This window comes from Lysinibacillus sp. RU7 (assembly GCF_057837305.1).
Window position 1 is genome coordinate 35,720 of the sequence record NZ_JBYQFK010000003.1, and the last position, 15,484, is coordinate 51,203.

Annotated in this window: 17 protein-coding genes and 1 pseudogene; 6 read left to right on the forward strand and 12 right to left on the reverse strand. The window is 38.7% G+C overall.

Features of this window, described 5'->3' with window-relative positions:
- Positions 1–25: 25 nt before the first annotated feature.
- The gene (locus AC3II9_RS03130; RefSeq protein WP_489153048.1) at positions 26–709 is read left to right on the forward strand and encodes a DUF2225 domain-containing protein; all 684 of its coding nucleotides are present in this window, start codon (positions 26–28) and stop codon (positions 707–709) included.
- 83 nt (positions 710–792) lie between these two features.
- Here AC3II9_RS03130 and AC3II9_RS03135 read toward each other — a convergent pair.
- Positions 793–1,115 (reverse strand): annotated as a pseudogene (locus AC3II9_RS03135) (NifU family protein).
- Between AC3II9_RS03135 and AC3II9_RS03140 the strand changes: the two are divergent.
- A complete protein-coding gene (locus AC3II9_RS03140; protein ID WP_489153050.1) occupies positions 1,114–1,440 on the forward strand; it encodes a YuzD family protein in 327 nt (108 codons plus the stop codon). The pseudogene AC3II9_RS03135 and the gene AC3II9_RS03140 sit on opposite strands and share 2 nt — an antisense overlap.
- A 41-nt stretch (positions 1,441–1,481) precedes the next feature.
- Here the strand turns inward: AC3II9_RS03140 and AC3II9_RS03145 are convergent, their stop codons facing one another.
- On the reverse strand, positions 1,482–2,555 hold the full coding sequence (locus AC3II9_RS03145; protein WP_489153052.1) for an NAD(P)/FAD-dependent oxidoreductase: 1,074 nt from the start codon (positions 2,553–2,555) through the stop codon (positions 1,482–1,484).
- Between the two features lie 180 nt (positions 2,556–2,735).
- Between AC3II9_RS03145 and AC3II9_RS03150 the strand changes: the two genes are divergently transcribed.
- A complete protein-coding gene (locus AC3II9_RS03150) occupies positions 2,736–2,972 on the forward strand; it encodes a YuzB family protein (RefSeq protein ID WP_489153054.1) in 237 nt (78 codons plus the stop codon).
- Between the two features lie 121 nt (positions 2,973–3,093).
- On the opposite strand, the gene AC3II9_RS03155 is transcribed toward AC3II9_RS03150, so the two are convergent.
- Positions 3,094–3,855: a TIGR01457 family HAD-type hydrolase gene (locus tag AC3II9_RS03155; protein ID WP_489153056.1), complete on the reverse strand. Its 762-nt coding sequence runs from the start codon at positions 3,853–3,855 to the stop codon at positions 3,094–3,096.
- Between the two features lies 1 nt (position 3,856).
- Complete coding sequence (locus AC3II9_RS03160) at positions 3,857–4,306, reverse strand: DUF86 domain-containing protein (RefSeq protein ID WP_391373225.1); 450 nt, start codon at positions 4,304–4,306, stop codon at positions 3,857–3,859.
- Between the two features lie 88 nt (positions 4,307–4,394).
- On the opposite strand from AC3II9_RS03160, the gene AC3II9_RS03165 reads away from it, so the two are divergent.
- Positions 4,395–4,661, forward strand: a complete 267-nt coding sequence (locus tag AC3II9_RS03165; RefSeq protein WP_489153058.1) for a DUF3055 domain-containing protein — start codon at positions 4,395–4,397, stop codon at positions 4,659–4,661.
- 75 nt (positions 4,662–4,736) lie between these two features.
- On the opposite strand, the gene AC3II9_RS03170 is transcribed toward AC3II9_RS03165, so the two are convergent.
- The 7 genes from AC3II9_RS03170 to AC3II9_RS03200 form a co-directional block, all read right to left on the reverse strand.
- A complete protein-coding gene (locus AC3II9_RS03170; RefSeq protein WP_489153060.1) occupies positions 4,737–5,060 on the reverse strand; it encodes a YutD family protein in 324 nt (107 codons plus the stop codon).
- Between the two features lie 49 nt (positions 5,061–5,109).
- Complete coding sequence (lipA, locus tag AC3II9_RS03175) at positions 5,110–6,036, reverse strand: lipoyl synthase (RefSeq protein WP_391373233.1); 927 nt, start codon at positions 6,034–6,036, stop codon at positions 5,110–5,112.
- Positions 6,037–6,153: 117 nt separating this feature from the next.
- Complete coding sequence (gene yunB, locus AC3II9_RS03180) at positions 6,154–6,903, reverse strand: sporulation protein YunB (protein WP_489153318.1); 750 nt, start codon at positions 6,901–6,903, stop codon at positions 6,154–6,156.
- Positions 6,904–6,964: 61 nt separating this feature from the next.
- The gene (locus AC3II9_RS03185; RefSeq protein WP_489153061.1) at positions 6,965–8,068 is read right to left on the reverse strand and encodes an HD-GYP domain-containing protein; all 1,104 of its coding nucleotides are present in this window, start codon (positions 8,066–8,068) and stop codon (positions 6,965–6,967) included.
- Positions 8,069–8,152: 84 nt separating this feature from the next.
- On the reverse strand, positions 8,153–9,514 hold the full coding sequence (locus tag AC3II9_RS03190) for a bifunctional metallophosphatase/5'-nucleotidase (protein WP_489153063.1): 1,362 nt from the start codon (positions 9,512–9,514) through the stop codon (positions 8,153–8,155).
- Between the two features lie 15 nt (positions 9,515–9,529).
- Positions 9,530–10,351, reverse strand: a complete 822-nt coding sequence (locus AC3II9_RS03195; protein ID WP_431027686.1) for a sulfite exporter TauE/SafE family protein — start codon at positions 10,349–10,351, stop codon at positions 9,530–9,532.
- Positions 10,351–11,208 carry a DUF72 domain-containing protein gene (locus AC3II9_RS03200; RefSeq protein WP_489153065.1) on the reverse strand — a complete coding sequence of 286 codons (858 nt, stop codon included), beginning with the start codon at positions 11,206–11,208 and terminating at the stop codon, positions 10,351–10,353. Before AC3II9_RS03200 ends, AC3II9_RS03195 begins: the two co-directional genes overlap by 1 nt.
- Positions 11,209–11,306: 98 nt before the next feature.
- Between AC3II9_RS03200 and AC3II9_RS03205 the strand changes: the two genes are divergently transcribed.
- Positions 11,307–12,092 carry a glycerophosphodiester phosphodiesterase gene (locus AC3II9_RS03205; RefSeq protein ID WP_489153066.1) on the forward strand — a complete coding sequence of 262 codons (786 nt, stop codon included), beginning with the start codon at positions 11,307–11,309 and terminating at the stop codon, positions 12,090–12,092.
- 6 nt (positions 12,093–12,098) lie between these two features.
- On the opposite strand, the gene AC3II9_RS03210 is transcribed toward AC3II9_RS03205, so the two are convergent.
- Entirely contained in the window at positions 12,099–13,733 is a 1,635-nt protein-coding gene (locus tag AC3II9_RS03210) for a glycerol-3-phosphate dehydrogenase/oxidase (RefSeq protein ID WP_489153068.1), read from the reverse strand.
- 1,003 nt (positions 13,734–14,736) lie between these two features.
- Between AC3II9_RS03210 and AC3II9_RS03215 the strand changes: the two genes are divergently transcribed.
- On the forward strand, positions 14,737–15,450 hold the full coding sequence (locus AC3II9_RS03215) for a glycerophosphodiester phosphodiesterase (protein ID WP_489153069.1): 714 nt from the start codon (positions 14,737–14,739) through the stop codon (positions 15,448–15,450).
- The last annotated feature ends 34 nt before the right edge of the window (positions 15,451–15,484 follow it).

Sequence of the window (15,484 nt, forward strand, 5' to 3'; positions counted from 1 at the left end):
ATAATAGATTAAGGGGTTTAGAGAAATGGAACTATCACCTTATTATGAAAAAAAAATAGACTGTTTGAACTGCAAGAAGAGCTTCCCCACATTAAAAGTACGTTCTAAATTCATAAAAGTCGCTTCCTCAGAAAGCGACTTTCAACCTATTTACGCTGATGAAAATGTACAAGCATTGTACTATAATGTGTTCGTTTGTGAACATTGCGGATTTTCTTTTACCGAAGACTTTACGAAATATTTTGCCCCAGGTATAAAAGAACAAATCGATGAGCAAATCACAAAAAAATGGGTGCATCACGACTTCAACGGAGAGCGAACTGTATTCCAAGCCATTCAAGCATATAAACTGGCTTTACTTTGTGCGGATATTAAGAAAGAAAAATCGGTAGCGAAAGCCGGCCTTGCGTTACGTTTAGGATGGCTTTATCGCTCATTAAAAAATGATGGGCAGGAACAACGATTTTTAAAAATCGCACGCGACCAATATATGGAATCTTTTTCTACTGAAGATTATGCCAATACACAAATGTCTGGCGTACGTATTATGTACATCATAGCAGAGCTTTCTCGTCGACTAGGTGATTATGAGCATGCTACTCGCTTCTTCTCGAAAGTCATCGAAAGCCAACGTGCCGGTGGCGGAGAGGCAAAACTTGTTGAAATGGCAAAAGAGCAATGGGAGTTAGTACGAGCAGATCGTACATAAATGGTAAATAAAAAAGCAAGGGGGTATCCAGAAAGTAAAAGCTTTCAACACACCCCCTTTACTAGTTTAAAAGAGCTATTATTTTAGAATACTTGCTCTACTTCGATAATACCTGGTACTTCCTCTAGAAGTGCACGCTCAATACCTGCTTTTAATGTAATTGTAGAACTTGGGCAGCTGCCACATGCACCTAAAAGGCGTAATTTTACGATGCCGTCCTCGATATCTACAAGTTCACAGTCCCCTCCATCGCGAAGTAAAAACGGACGTAATTTATCTAAAACTTCTTGTACTAGTTCTTTTTGTTCTGTTTCTGTCATTTCTCTCGACTCCTTTCACTAAAATCATTATAATGTGAAGAAACGAAAAAATCCAATGTTGAATGATGAAAGGTCGGTATAATGATGGAACAAACAAAAGCGATGATTGAAGTATATGGTGCAGATATACAATGTGCGAGCTGTGTAAACGCCCCATCATCTAAAGATACATACGAATGGTTACAAGCAGCAATTGATCGTAAGTTCCCCAACCAACCATACACAATCCGTTACATAGACATAGAAAGTGAACTCACAGATGCACGTGATTTGGATTACGCAAATCGGATTCATGAAGATGAATTTTTTTACCCACTTGTATTAATTAATAATGAAGTAGTGGGTGAAGGGTATGTGCAGATTAAACCTGTATTTACTGCTTTAGAGAAGCTGGGTTATACTTCCATATAATACAAAGGTGTCTCATTTGTTTTATGAGACACCTTTTATTATTATGAATTATGGTTTTGATACTTATACATCCATAGTAAACCCGATTTCATTAAACGTGCGATACGCCCTGTAACGGTCGTATCTGCTAAGTATACAAATCCTTGTTTTTTACCTAAAGAGCCCATAAAGCCTTTTAGCTTAATGTCTGGCATTGTTTCTGGCAATGCTCCACCACTCCAACGCATTTTTAATACTTTCACAACGCGCTCTGCTTGTTCTTCTGCCAGTTGTGCTGTCGGTGGTAACTCCGATGAAGCACAGTCACCAATGACGTAAATATGCTCGTCACTTGGTAAGTTGAAGTATTGTGTGACAATAGGACGATCAAATTTATCTTTTTCTACTTCCATCTCACGTACAATTTTTACAGGTTGAACACCTGCTGTCCAAACAATCGCATCTGCCTCAATCACTTGATCATGATTATATAAAAGATTCGGTTCAACACGTGTAATGTTCGACTGTGCGATTACTTCAACATCATGTTTTTCAAACCAAGATTTAATATAGTTACTTAATTTTTCTGGGAAATCGCGCAAAATACGATGTGAACGGTCGAATAGCTTAATGTTTAAATCTGCTCGACTTTCACGTAATTCACTTGCCAGCTCAATACCTGATAGTCCTGCCCCTACAATCGCTACAGTTGAACCTGGTGCTAAACCACATAACTTTTCAAATGTACTGCGAGATTTAGCAATTGTCTGAATACTATATGTGTTCTCCGCCGCGCCAGGTACCCCGTGATACTTATCTTCACAACCTAAACCAATGACTAAATCGTCATATTCTACAACGTGGCCATCTTCTAAATAAACGACCTTTTCTTCACGGTCCACTCGTACGACTTCTCCATATACCTTCTTTAATCGGTCATGTTCTGGAAATGCTACACGTACTTCCTTATCCGTTGAAGTACCAGCTGCTAATGCATAAAACTCTGTTTTTAAACTATGGAAAGGTGCACGATCTATTAACGTAATTTCCGTATCAAGAGGTAAATTATTTGGTAATAAACGTAGTAATACACGCATATTACCGTATCCGCCACCTAATAAAACTAATTTTTTCATATTGTTCTCCTTTATACACTCTACCATTCTAATATGTTCACAAAGTATCCATAAATGAGTATAGCCGATTGTGAGATGTTTCACAATATATTATTGTAGTTTTGTGAAGTTTTTCACAAGTTGTACGAATTGACGAAAAATCCAAATCCAAGTAGCATACTTACTGTGAGGTGACACAACATGAATCCATTGGTAGAGTTTTGTATTAGCAATTTAGCAAATGGTACCCAAAAAACATTCGAAGCACTTGAAAAAGATCCAAATATTGATGTGTTAGAATACGGTTGTTTAAGTTATTGTACGAAATGCGCGAATTCCTTATATGCAGTCGTAAATGGCGATATCGTCGAAGCACATACAGCTGATGAATTAACTCAAAAAATTTATGCATATATCGAAGAAAATCCGATGTGGTAAACGGCTAATTTGTTATGTCGTTAGATTAAACTTATAAATGCCCTCTTTTTTGTTTTATTATGCATGAATACGAAGCTTTGTTTCTCGATTTTTTCAAAAAAACAATTAAAAACCGCGTCTTTTATAGACGCGGTAGCTTAGTTAAATCCTCTACAATATACGTTGGCTGTGCAGGCATTGATTTGACCACTTCCGGCGCTGTGACACCTGTTGCCACATGTACGGTAATACAACCGTAGTTAATACCACATAAAATATCCGTATCATAATTATCGCCGACCATGACAAAATCATTGCGTGCAATATCGTGCTCTTCTGCAATCATTTCGAGCATGACAGGTGACGGCTTCCCGATAAATAACGGCTCCACCCCGCATACATTCGCAACCATACGTACAAACGAGCCGTTCCCTGGTACGAAACCATCTTCTGTCGGAAAACGAATGTCTTCATTTGTACCGATGAGTTTTGCCCCTCGCTGCACGGTTAAGCACGCTTCAGCAAGACGTTTATAATCAATTGTCCGATCAATCCCCATCACCAGCACGTCTACTTCGCCTTCGTCTGTTACCGTAATGCCTTCGCCTTCAAGTGCTGCTCGAATACCATCTGCACCAATTACGCGCACCTTTGCTTCACTGTAATTTTTAGCCACGTACTTGGCTGTTGATAAGGCACTCGAATAAATATTCGAAACAGGTGCGTCTACACCGATTGCTTGTAATGCTTGTTGTAGCTGCTCACGTGTTTTGGAAGAATTATTTGTGACATAAAATGGTTCATTGCCTTCTGCTTGTAATGCTTTTATAAAGGCTATCGCAGTAGGAATACCTGTTTTCCCTCGGTACACTGTGCCATCTAGGTCAAAGCAAAAACGTTTCATCTTACTTGTCCTCTGGTAAAAAGGCAGAAACAGGCCCTAGCTCATTTGTTAAGTAGTCTTGCACTTTCCCTGGGAACGCTTTAATAGCTGGTAAGTTTGTCGTTAAAACATGTAGTACTTCCGCGTCATTCACTTGAATGAATTCACGTACTAGCATTTTGCGTAAGCCCACTACTACTTTTAATGGAGCATCCATTTCAGGTGTAATTACTTTTTCATCGACTAAAATGTCGATAATATCCTCATAGCTACCTGGGTCGCGCATAATGAAACCATCAATCATTAAATTACCGACGTCCATCATGGATTCCATTAAATTATGACCGATTCGTTGTAGCGCTAATTTATTGACAGTTGAATCTAACCAATCCGTGTTTGCTTCTAACACCGTGATTAATTCATTCATATGTTGTAAATTTAACGTAATTTTGTTGCGGTCTACGAAGTACATAAAGTACAGCCTCCAATCAATATATGTTGATACTGTTTTCCTATATATAGTACCATATTATAGAGGATTGGAAGGAGCTTTCGCGAATATGGAACGATTTTTCTTATATGATGATGTTGAAGATACAAAAACGCGCTTTGTGAGCTTTACGGGCAAAACGCAACGCTATGATTTAGCGATTTTACAAAGTAGCCGTTTCTTCGGAAAAGTGCTTGTACTCGATATTCAATTTGGTCGCTTTGCCATTATTGGACCAGACGATGTCGAAGAGCCTGGTTACTTAGAACAGGTGTACAATCGAACAGAAGAAGAAGCAACAGACTTACGAGACTACTTACGTGAATTATTAAGTTAAAAAGACACATCTCAACCTATTTTGGTCGAGATGTGTCTTATCTTTGCGGATCGAAACGTACACTTTTCGATCCGCTTATTCGATAGGCTGATTTATTTCTTCTTGTGTAGGCATAACAGTCGGTGCCTTCCCTACTTTTTTCACGATAAAATAGGCACAGCCAAAATTACAGTATTCAAATAAATAATCTTGAAGCGTACTAATTTTTGTATCAAATGTTGCTTTTTGATTTTTATCATCAAAGAACCCTTTTAACCGCAGTTGACCATATCCCCAATCACCTACGATATAATCATATTTCACTAAAATATCCGAGTAACGCTCTATAAAAACCTCTTCTTTAAAGCCCTCTCGTACATTTTCAATGAGCTCATACACATAGCCTTCTGCTAGTATCATGAATACACCACCAATCTATTACCATGTTAAAGCAAAGTACAGCTTGAAATCAACTTGTTTGCGAATCGTGTAGTAGACGCTCTTTCGCTGCAGCATTTACTTGTTCATCCGCATGGTAGCTACTACGCACTAATGGTCCTGCCTCACAATGCGAGAATCCTTTAGACATGGCAATTTTACGTAACTTACCAAATTCAAGCGGCGAGTAATATTTTTTTACCGGTAAATGTTTTTTGGTCGGTTGTAAATATTGACCAATCGTCATAATATCTACATTATTTGCACGTAAATCATCCATTACTTCAATGATTTCATCCCATGTTTCACCAAGGCCAATCATTAGGGACGATTTTGTTGGAATATCTGGCTGCATTTCCTTTGCTTTACGTAAAAATTCAAGTGAACGGTCATATTTTGCTTTTGCACGTACTCTTGGTGTTAAACGACGAACCGTTTCAATATTATGATTTAAGATATCTGGTTTCGCATCCATTAGTAGTTGTAAGTTTTCCTCTACTCCTCCTAAATCAGACGGAAGTACTTCAATCGATGTCAATGGTGACTTTCGGCGAATGGCACGAATAGTTTCTGCAAGTACACCTGATCCACCATCCTTTAAATCATCGCGTGCTACCATTGTAATGACCACATGTTTTAAATTCATAATGGCAACCGAATCTGCTACACGTTCTGGTTCCGCTAAATCTAATTCTGTCGGTAATCCTGTTTTGACTGCACAGAAACGGCATGCACGTGTACAAACGGAACCTAAAATCATCATCGTTGCTGTACGGCGCTCTCCCCAGCATTCATGAATATTTGGGCAACGCGCTTCCTCGCACACCGTATGCAGATTATTTTCGCGCATTAACTTTTTCAGCGCTTTATATTCATCGTTTGTATTTAATTTTATCTTTAACCACTCCGGCTTTCGTAAGTGCTCTTCTTTGTTGTTCGTTGGTTTACAAGATGTCATGAACTTCCGCCCCTTATTGATATCCCAAAATTTTTGTATATTGCATTACTGATGTCAATGTAACATATATGAACTCACCCAACAACCGGCTTTTCAAATAATCCTACTATTTCCATACTAATCATACGGTATAGGAACCTCTAAAGATGGCTGTACGCCTTCCCCTCCACCTGTATAAATATGTGGCACTGTACCCCTTATTAAACCAATTGCAACTGGAATATACTGTTCTACCCTAGCAGATTTACTGGCGAACGGAATAATAATCTGTACATTTACTTCTAAATGTATACTAACCTCTACATAGGCATTATTAATCCCAAATTCGCGAATTGTTGATTCTACACCACTGTGCACATTGCCAATGATATGAAAGCGAATTGGAATGGTCGGTCCTAAATTCCCAAGAAGGGGTAAATTCAGCGCTTGCCCCATCGGCACGAAAAATACGATTCCATCCCCCGCTTCCATTCTCCCCACATCATACTCTACATTTTCAAGGCTTGGTAAACGTGATAAATCACCGTTCTCCGCTTGCTCTAAATACTCTTTCACAAGCGCTGTCGTCTCAGCTCGCACTTGATTGATAATATCTGTGTTAAGCTTAGTCGTAACCATACTATCGCTTGTACCCGGTGGAAGATCTACAATAATATCATTTACATCGAGTACACTTGAAGTGCGAGAATTAATCGCTTTGCTGACAACATAAGAAGCAACCTTTTCTGTTTGTACCTCGGCATACTGTAAATACGTCGGCATAATGCGACTATTTAAATAATACAAAGACATAATGACCATTACAACTAAACTGACAAATAACATCGTTAGTTTGGCCGAAGCTTTTTTTCTCCTCTTAAACTTCATCTTACGCCGTTTAGCAAACAAAAAAATCCCCCTCCTCTACAATATGAGAAGGGAGAAATGACTATTCGACAGGTGTTATGTAATCCATCTCTACTTTATCAATTAAGAGACTTGGCACTTCAGCTAAATTGATTTCATATGTTGCATTCAAAATTTCATCATCTTCTTCAAAAATACGTACAAAAGGACGATCAGGTTGCTCTGTATTTTGCTTAAATACTACACCACGTCGACCATCTGCTAATAGCAAAATCGTGCCATTTGGATAATGGACTACGCTTTTGCGCAATGCTTCTACTACACGTGGGCTGAAAATAGTTCCACTTCCAGCTTCAATGATAGCCATTCCTTGAGAAGGTAATAATTTCTCCCGATACACACGATTCGACGTTACTGCATCAAATACATCTGCTACCCCTATAATTTTCGCAAATGGATGAATCTCAAAATCAACAAGGCCACGCGGATATCCGCTCCCGTCAATTCGTTCGTGATGTTGGAATGCACAGTGCGCAACGAGCAACGAAACAGAGTGCAAATTCCGTAGTAAATCAAAGCCATAACGCGCGTGATTTTTCATCACTTCAAATTCTTCATTTGTTAGGCGACCTGGCTTCAATAAAACATCAGTCGGAATTAACAGCTTCCCTACATCATGCAACATAGCGCCAATACCGATTAAACGTAAATCCTCATAAGAATAACCCATTTCTTTCGCTATGGCTAATGAATATAAAGTAACTTGAAATGAGTGTTGATATAAGTATTCATCATACAAGTAAGCATCTGTTAAAACCGTTAAAATTTCTTCACTATCCAAGATGGAGCTCAATAAATCTTCAACAATTGTACCAATCGCTTTTGATTGTTGGTCTAATACAAAAGAAGCTTGCTCTCGTTTTGCTACTTTTACAGACTGGAATGACTGTGTAATTTTGTTGACAACTTTATTACGTACTTCTGGTCTTACTGTTTCTTCAATTTCGATACCGTATGATATGCTATCTTCAATATAAACATATTTTATATTTAATTGTTTTAGTCGTAGTAGGATTCGATCTGTTACAACTACTCCCTTTTGGAGCAATGGATGACCCGCTTCGTTCCAAATCGTTCTACCGACAATCATCCCAGATCTGAGTACATTGATTGATATTAATCGCATTAACTTGGTAAACTCCCATCTTTGTAATTACGTTAACTAAATTATAATCCCCTTTCTATAAATAGGAAAGTAGCTGAAAACATGTTATTTTTTGTTTTGTAAATAAGACAAAAAAATATCACGTAAGAAAGTTGGTAAATAATACTGTTTTTTAGCGTATTTAAATGTAGGGAAGAAATAGCCAAATGTAAATAAATCAAGCGTTGCGAGTTTATACGTTTTTGTTGGTTCTACTTGTTGATCACCAATAAATAATTTTCTTTGCTTATTCATGCTGATGTTATACATCAATAACTTTCCGAACACAATCCCGCGAAAACCAAGGCCCTTTAACTGTAATTGCGGCCATTCTTCATTTTGCGCCTGCATATACATTTCCTTTAATTCCGCTCCTGTTAGTTCCATTAAGCAAAGGTTAATTGGATGTGGCAAAATCTTATGCATATCAAATGTACTAACATATCCTTTTTTCAAATCTTCAACAAAAATCCCTGCATTAAACATGACACAATCTGCATCTGTATAATCAAAAACCGCTTTGGCAAATAACCGAGATAAAGGCGAGTGATGAAACCATTCTTTATAATATGTTTTTGGTAATTGCGTAACAGGTTCCGACAATAATGCTTCTCCCTTTTTTACTAAACTATATACAAATTCAGCTTCTCCCGGCACCATCGTCAGTTGTCCGTTCTCAATTAACTCTTCCTCCATTGACTCAATGCCCTGCTTGTCATGGTTATATGAAATCGTTAAATGTCCGGTAAACTGACCGAACTTACCGCCACCGGTTAATAGCACACCATTGACAAGTTTCCCTTGTGGAAAAACATGATGTGTATGTGCTCCAAAAATGACATCAAGACCTGGACATTCTTTTGCAAGTAATTCGTCATCTGTAATGCCTAGATGTGATAAGCATACAATGATATCGACTTCTTTTCTTAACTGTTGCACGAGTAAAATCAGCGCTTTACGTGGCTCTGTTACTTCCCAATTCAGTGTACGGTAAAACACATCAAATTGCGCTGTAGCACCGATCACAGCAATTTTAGTACCGTAAACAGTCGTTAAAATGCTATATGGCTTTAACCAATTGGGATTGTCCCCTTTGATGGCGTTAAGATTTGCGACCACAACATCAAATTGAGCACCCTCATAAAGAGCCGATAACTCCTCAAATGACAGCGTAATCCCTTCATTATTACCAATTGTTACAACATCGTACTCCGCCTCATTTAAAAGCTGAACATTGCCTTTCCCGAGCGTTGCCTCTGTATAAATATTCGAACGATCCAGATGATCCCCAATGTCCAATAAAAAGCTAACCTCACCCTTGCTTGCGAGAAGCTGACGCTGCTCTTTTATAAAGGTCTGCATACGTAACCAATATTCGAAATGGCTATGTAAATCGTTCGTGTGAAAAATATGAATTTTTTCGAGCACCACCATCACCTCTTTCTACAGTAATGCATCTAAAATAGAACGAATGCCAAGTAATAATAGAACAATCCGCAATGAAAACACTAATTGCTCTGATTTTAATTTTTTATTTAATGTAGCACCTATTTTGGCACCTATGTATCCACCTGGAATGACTGCGAGTGTATACAGCCACGGCACATTGCCAAGCGCAATATGACTAGCTGAGTTCACTAAGGCAGTTAGGAACACTAAAAACATACTTGTTGATACCGCCACATGTGGGGGAAATAAAAATAAAATAAGCATAGCTGGTACAATCATAGAGCCGCCGCCAATACCAAATAAGCCTGACATAAATCCAACAGCAAAAGTTAAAGCAAGTGCAAACCAAATCGGATATCCATATATATGTTTTTCGCCTTGCGCGTCAATATACTCAAACTTTGTCCCATGCTCCACGAACCATTTCACTGGTTTTAATTTATCACGAAAAATTAAAATGGTAGCGATAATAATAAGCAAAATACCAAAATATAAATTAAATGAAGGCAAATCAAGCCCTTTATTGACCCATGCTCCTAAAATGGTTCCCGGGATACTTCCCGCAAAAAAGATGAATCCCGTTTTAAAATCGACTGTCCCGGATTTCATATACGACATCGTCGAAGCCATTCCGATAAAAATCATCATAATGACAGAAAGACCTACAACCGTTTGTGGTGTAATATTTGGGATGAGCCCGAGATTCATGCCAACGAATAATGTAGCAGGAACTAATATAACACCACCGCCAAGTCCTACTAGTGCACCAATAACCCCTGAAACCGTAGCGATGACAAATAGCAATAAAAATTCCATTAAAACTCTCCTTCAAACATGTTCATTTGTTTCGGTGCTAAACCTTCAAATTCAATACTAAGCAGCTCTTGCAGTCGCTTCGCATTCATTGCCGCATGACCACCCGAGTTATTATTGAACAGCACATAGACGTCTTTTGCTTGCTGCTGTAGTGCTCGAATATGGGCCGCTAAGCCTTGCAGCTCTTCCTCGTTGTAATCATATAAAAAGCGAACTTTACGCCAATTTTGTGCATTTCCAGCATTGCGCCAACCATGAATATTACGACCATGTATACGAAGAAGTGCTTTATCTGCTGTTGCGATGGGCACAAGGGGGACAGAACCCGCTCCTGCTTGTGGCTCATCACAAACTGTATGAATGAGTTCGTTCTCACGTAAAAATTGAAGTGTTTTATGCTTCATATCTTTAGCGTACCATGTTTGATTGCGAAATTCGATGGCAATTGGTAAATGCACCAATTGTTGCTTTACATAACGCATGTATTGCACATTTTTTGCTGTACAATCAAACCATGGGGGAAATTGGACAAGTATCATCGCCAGTTTACCTTGCTTTTGGAAGCATTGTGCACATTCTATAAAGGCGTTAAACATATCATTACGTGTTTCATATGGCAAATCATCGCGCTGATGCCCTGTCATCCCTTGATATGCTTTTAAAACAAACTGAAAATTATGCGGTGTCTCACTACACCACTTTTCTACGTGTCTGTTATTTGGAATCGCATAAAATGATGTATCGACTTCAACAATTGGAAAGTGTCCGCTATAATCAAATAATTTATCCCGCGCAGATGTCACATCTGAATACAGCATAGGATGGTCTCCCCAACCAGTTAATCCAATAGTAATCATACTGAATGCCTCCTTCACGTTATTTATTATAGCCGATTCACACAGCAATTTAACAAATGATCGTTTCAGGGTAAGCTAGTAGAAAGGGAGATGAAAAGATGAAAAAATGGTATTTTCTTTTAGCAGTAATCATTGCTACAACGCTGTTTACTTTAAATTTCGGAGACTCATCGACACATAAGCCTTTCATTATTGCACATCGGGGAGCATCTTATTATGCACCTGAGCACAGCTTGGAGGCATATAATTTAGCGTTAACACAAGGGGCAGATTATTTAGAATTTGATACCCAAATGACAAAAGATCATGTATTAGTCATCGAACATGATAAAGTTCCTTCCTACAGCGATGGGCGGACCATTCAAGATTATACCGCAACGGAGCTAAAACAACTAAAACGAGCGAATGAATTGGGTAACTCTTCTATTTTGACATTGCAAGAGGTACTCGCCCACTATCCGACAACACCACTGTATATCGAAACAAAAAATCGACGTGATGGTGTGGAGGAGACGCTTTTAAAAGAATTGCAAGCAGCAGGACGCCTCCACGATAAATCATTAATCATTCAGTCTTTTTCAGCAAAAAGCTTACGGTTATTACGGGAGGAAAACCACTCGATTCACCTGTTTCAACTATTCACAAAGGAAGGAACGCATGAACTGACACGCGAAAAACTACGACAAGTACGTGAATATGCAAATGGTATTATCGTTCCCCAACAAGCGATAACAGAAGCACTTATTCACTTAGCACATGCAGAACAGCTAAAAGTACATGTCTACACGGTCAACCATCCGCGCCAGATGAAAAAATTAATCGAACAACAAATAGACGGCATTATTACAGACCGCCCAGATGTTTTATATGAACTGCTGTATTAATGTGGCTTATTTTCCCGTCGTAGCACGTGTTATTTCAGCATGTAGCGCTTTTTCATAAAGAGCACGTGCTTCAGCTGACCAATGCAATAGTCTTTCCATTTCATCTAAAATCGCTTTCTTATACGTCTTCACCGTATCGATATCAAAAAATAAATGAGACGTGCGGCGCATAAAAAAATCGAGCGGGTGCACGACAAGTTCATGCTCGATCCCGTAGTGTAATTGAGCGGAAAGCAGGCGCGGTAAAATCGTATGTTCTGTTTGTAAATAAGCATATACTTGCTCTACATTGGAGCCGTAATGCCGCGCTAGCTTCATACTTTCTGCAAGTGAAAGGCCATACACAGCACCTATTTTTGCCTTATTCGCAACATACTGCTCAAAGTACTTAGAACCGCCCACTTCCCCACCAGAAATCGGCAGCTTTTTTGTTACGCACGGACGTAGCTTTTTATCGGTTATTTTCGTGACAACCTGATCGACAATCATTTCAGCCATTTTTCGGTACCCTGTCAGCTTCCCCCCTGCAATGGTGAGTAGTCCACTTGGTGATACCCAAACTTCATCTTTTCGAGAAATTTCGGATGGCTTTTTTCCTTCCTCGTGAATTAGTGGTCTCACTCCCGCCCAGCTCGATTCAATCTCACCCTCTGTTATTTGTAAAGTGGGAAACATATAACGAATTGCTTTCATTAAATAAGCTCGGTCTGCTTGGTCAATCGCAATATCACTTAAATCACCATCATAAAACGTATCCGTTGTTCCAACATATGTTTTGCCCTCTCGTGGAATCGCAAAAACCATTCGTCCATCCTGCGTATCAAAGTAAACAGCTTGGTGAAGGGGAAAAACAGACTCATCAAACACAATGTGGACACCCTTTGATTGCACCAAATGCTTATGTAAAGGTTGCTGTTCTAGTTGACGAATCGTATCTGCCCATGGACCAGTCGCATTGATCACTACCTTCGCTTTAATGTGAAGAGATTCATTAGCTAGCGTATTATGTGCTACAACGCCATAAATTTTTCGTTGTGCATCATATAAAAAGTCTGTTACTTTTGTGTAGGTTGCGACAATCGCTCCCTGTTCTATTGCTTTTTTCGCTACTTCGATCGTAAGCCGTGCATCATCTGTCCGATACTCCACATACAGGCCACCGCCAAGTAAGCCTTCTTTTTTGATAAGTGGCTCATTTTGTAATGTTTCTTGCGCGGTTAACATTTTTCGACGCTCTGATTTTTTAACACCCGCTAAGAAATCATATACTTGTAACCCAAGAGACGTGGACCATTTCCCAAATGTTCCCCCCTTATGAAAAGGAAGCAGCATACGAACAGGCGTTGTAACATGTGGACCAATTTCATAAACGATTGCCCGCTCTTTGCCTAAATCCGCTACTTCTTTTATTTCGAATTGCTTCAAATAACGCAATCCGCCGTGTACTAATTTTGTCGAGCGACTTGAAGTACCGCTTGCCAAATCGCACATTTCGATTAATGCCACTTGCAGCCCTCGACTAGCAGCATCCAATGCAATCCCGACTCCAGTAATGCCACCACCGATAATGAGTACATCGAATGTTTTACTTTTTAATAGGTTGAATACTTCGTTTCTTTTTAGCGAAGAAGCATAGCTCATGTCATCCACTCCTTACTATCAAAATCACAATACTTCATTATAGTATTGATCACGAGTTACCACTTGGAACACTATATTTAAAATAAAGGGATGCTATTTCATTAATTTGAAGGGTTTTGCTTGGGGATATTTTTTTCTGAAACATGAGTTTTGAGCGAATACATGCTCTTTTTGCTCAGATACGGTACCTTTTTGCCCGTTCCAAATTCCCAGCGCTTCGACTGTGAGGATTAACTAACAATAAAAACGACAGCACGTGAAGCTTCTGTCGTTTTTACTCTTTGCTAATCATTTATCGGTATTTTTAATAGCACAATTTGTTCATTCGGTGGCTTGTTCTAAAATAACTCGCAGGTCGCCACATGAATACGACTCTTCTATTGCTGTAACAACGTGCGTAAGCCATCCAGGGAATAACGAAATGAGGATACTATTAGCCCTTTTTAGATGATTTTTTCTGTCTCCTTATCAAACAAGCAAACTTCCTCTTCATCAATAGAAAATTTAAGTAACTGTCAGATTTTAAGATTCCATTGACCTCCCTATTTATGAATCTCTTCTTTAACTTCCACATCAATCGCAATCAGCGTTTCATTTTCTAATCGTACAACGTTCATAATCGGTGCCTTATAGATTGTCCCCCCTCTATCGGGTAGATGAAACACTCTTTTAATGTAATGACTTCTAACATAGCACTATACTTTTCCACAACTACTTCAAAAATTCGCTTGGCTCTATTTTAATATTTGTACCATTTTATACTGCTGTTTGTTTGTCGTAAGATTTCTTACGTTTTCTAATTGTACTCATTGCATGCACGTTCAACTCCCTCCTTCACAATTGACTAATAAGTTGTTGTATTATCATTATAAAATTTGACTTTCAAGATATCATTAACCTTTTGTCAATTTACTGTAAATTGTATTATTTATTCATTTAATTATATATATTCATATTAATATAAGTTTTTCACTAATTTTTAGAGGAAAGTAGGAAAAGGCGTATGAAAATCTTTGCACATAGAGGATGCAGTAAGCAGTACCCAGAAAATACGTGTATCGCTTTTCAACAGGCGGCTGCACTACCTATTTTTGGTGTGGAGTTTGATGTTCATTTGACAGCTGACAATCAATTAGTCGTCATTCATGATGAAACGATTGACCGTACATCTACAGGAACAGGGTTTGTAAAAGAGCTGACACTAGCTGAGCTACAACAATATGATTACGGAAAATGGTTTGGAGAGCAATTTGCTGGAGAGAAAATCCCTACGTTGACAGAGGTATTAATGATTTTTCAACATACACATCACGTATTAAATATTGAAATAAAATCCGATATTTTTGAGTATGAAGGGATTGAGCAGCTCATTGCAGCTGAAATTGAGGCATTTGGGATGCATGACAGGGTGATTGTTTCTTCGTTTAATCATGAAAGTATTGAGCGCTTCCATCAATTGCAGCCAACAATTCAAACAGGGGCGCTATTTGCTTCTCTTGTGACAAATATTGAAGACTATGTAAAAGCACTGGATAGTGATGCACTTCATATCTATTACTTTCATGCATACCGTACAATTATTCAAAGAGCCATCGCAAATGGGGCAACGGTACGCACCTTTACAGTGAACGATGTAGGCATCGTAAAAGAACTACAATTACTTGGGATAGAAGCAATCTTTACAGATGATCCAGAAATGATGCTATCGGGATTATAAATTTATACACTATGCATTCGGCTGAACCTTCGAA

Coding starts and splice junctions, on each gene's coding strand:
- AC3II9_RS03195 (WP_431027686.1), bottom strand. CDS start 10,351: ATGGAATTTTTATTGCTATTTGTCATCGCTACGGTTTCAGGGGTTATT.
- AC3II9_RS03200 (WP_489153065.1), bottom strand. CDS start 11,208: ATGATTACTATTGGATTAACTGGTTGGGGAGACCATCCTATGCTGTAT.
- AC3II9_RS03205 (WP_489153066.1), top strand. CDS start 11,307: ATGAAAAAATGGTATTTTCTTTTAGCAGTAATCATTGCTACAACGCTG.
- AC3II9_RS03210 (WP_489153068.1), bottom strand. CDS start 13,733: ATGAGCTATGCTTCTTCGCTAAAAAGAAACGAAGTATTCAACCTATTA.
- AC3II9_RS03165 (WP_489153058.1), top strand. CDS start 4,395: ATGGAACGATTTTTCTTATATGATGATGTTGAAGATACAAAAACGCGC.
- yunB (WP_489153318.1), bottom strand. CDS start 6,903: ATGAAGTTTAAGAGGAGAAAAAAAGCTTCGGCCAAACTAACGATGTTA.
- AC3II9_RS03155 (WP_489153056.1), bottom strand. CDS start 3,855: ATGAAACGTTTTTGCTTTGACCTAGATGGCACAGTGTACCGAGGGAAA.
- lipA (WP_391373233.1), bottom strand. CDS start 6,036: ATGACATCTTGTAAACCAACGAACAACAAAGAAGAGCACTTACGAAAG.
- AC3II9_RS03140 (WP_489153050.1), top strand. CDS start 1,114: ATGGAACAAACAAAAGCGATGATTGAAGTATATGGTGCAGATATACAA.
- AC3II9_RS03150 (WP_489153054.1), top strand. CDS start 2,736: ATGAATCCATTGGTAGAGTTTTGTATTAGCAATTTAGCAAATGGTACC.
- AC3II9_RS03170 (WP_489153060.1), bottom strand. CDS start 5,060: ATGATACTAGCAGAAGGCTATGTGTATGAGCTCATTGAAAATGTACGA.
- AC3II9_RS03160 (WP_391373225.1), bottom strand. CDS start 4,306: ATGTACTTCGTAGACCGCAACAAAATTACGTTAAATTTACAACATATG.
- AC3II9_RS03145 (WP_489153052.1), bottom strand. CDS start 2,555: ATGAAAAAATTAGTTTTATTAGGTGGCGGATACGGTAATATGCGTGTA.
- AC3II9_RS03215 (WP_489153069.1), top strand. CDS start 14,737: ATGAAAATCTTTGCACATAGAGGATGCAGTAAGCAGTACCCAGAAAAT.
- AC3II9_RS03185 (WP_489153061.1), bottom strand. CDS start 8,068: ATGCGATTAATATCAATCAATGTACTCAGATCTGGGATGATTGTCGGT.
- AC3II9_RS03130 (WP_489153048.1), top strand. CDS start 26: ATGGAACTATCACCTTATTATGAAAAAAAAATAGACTGTTTGAACTGC.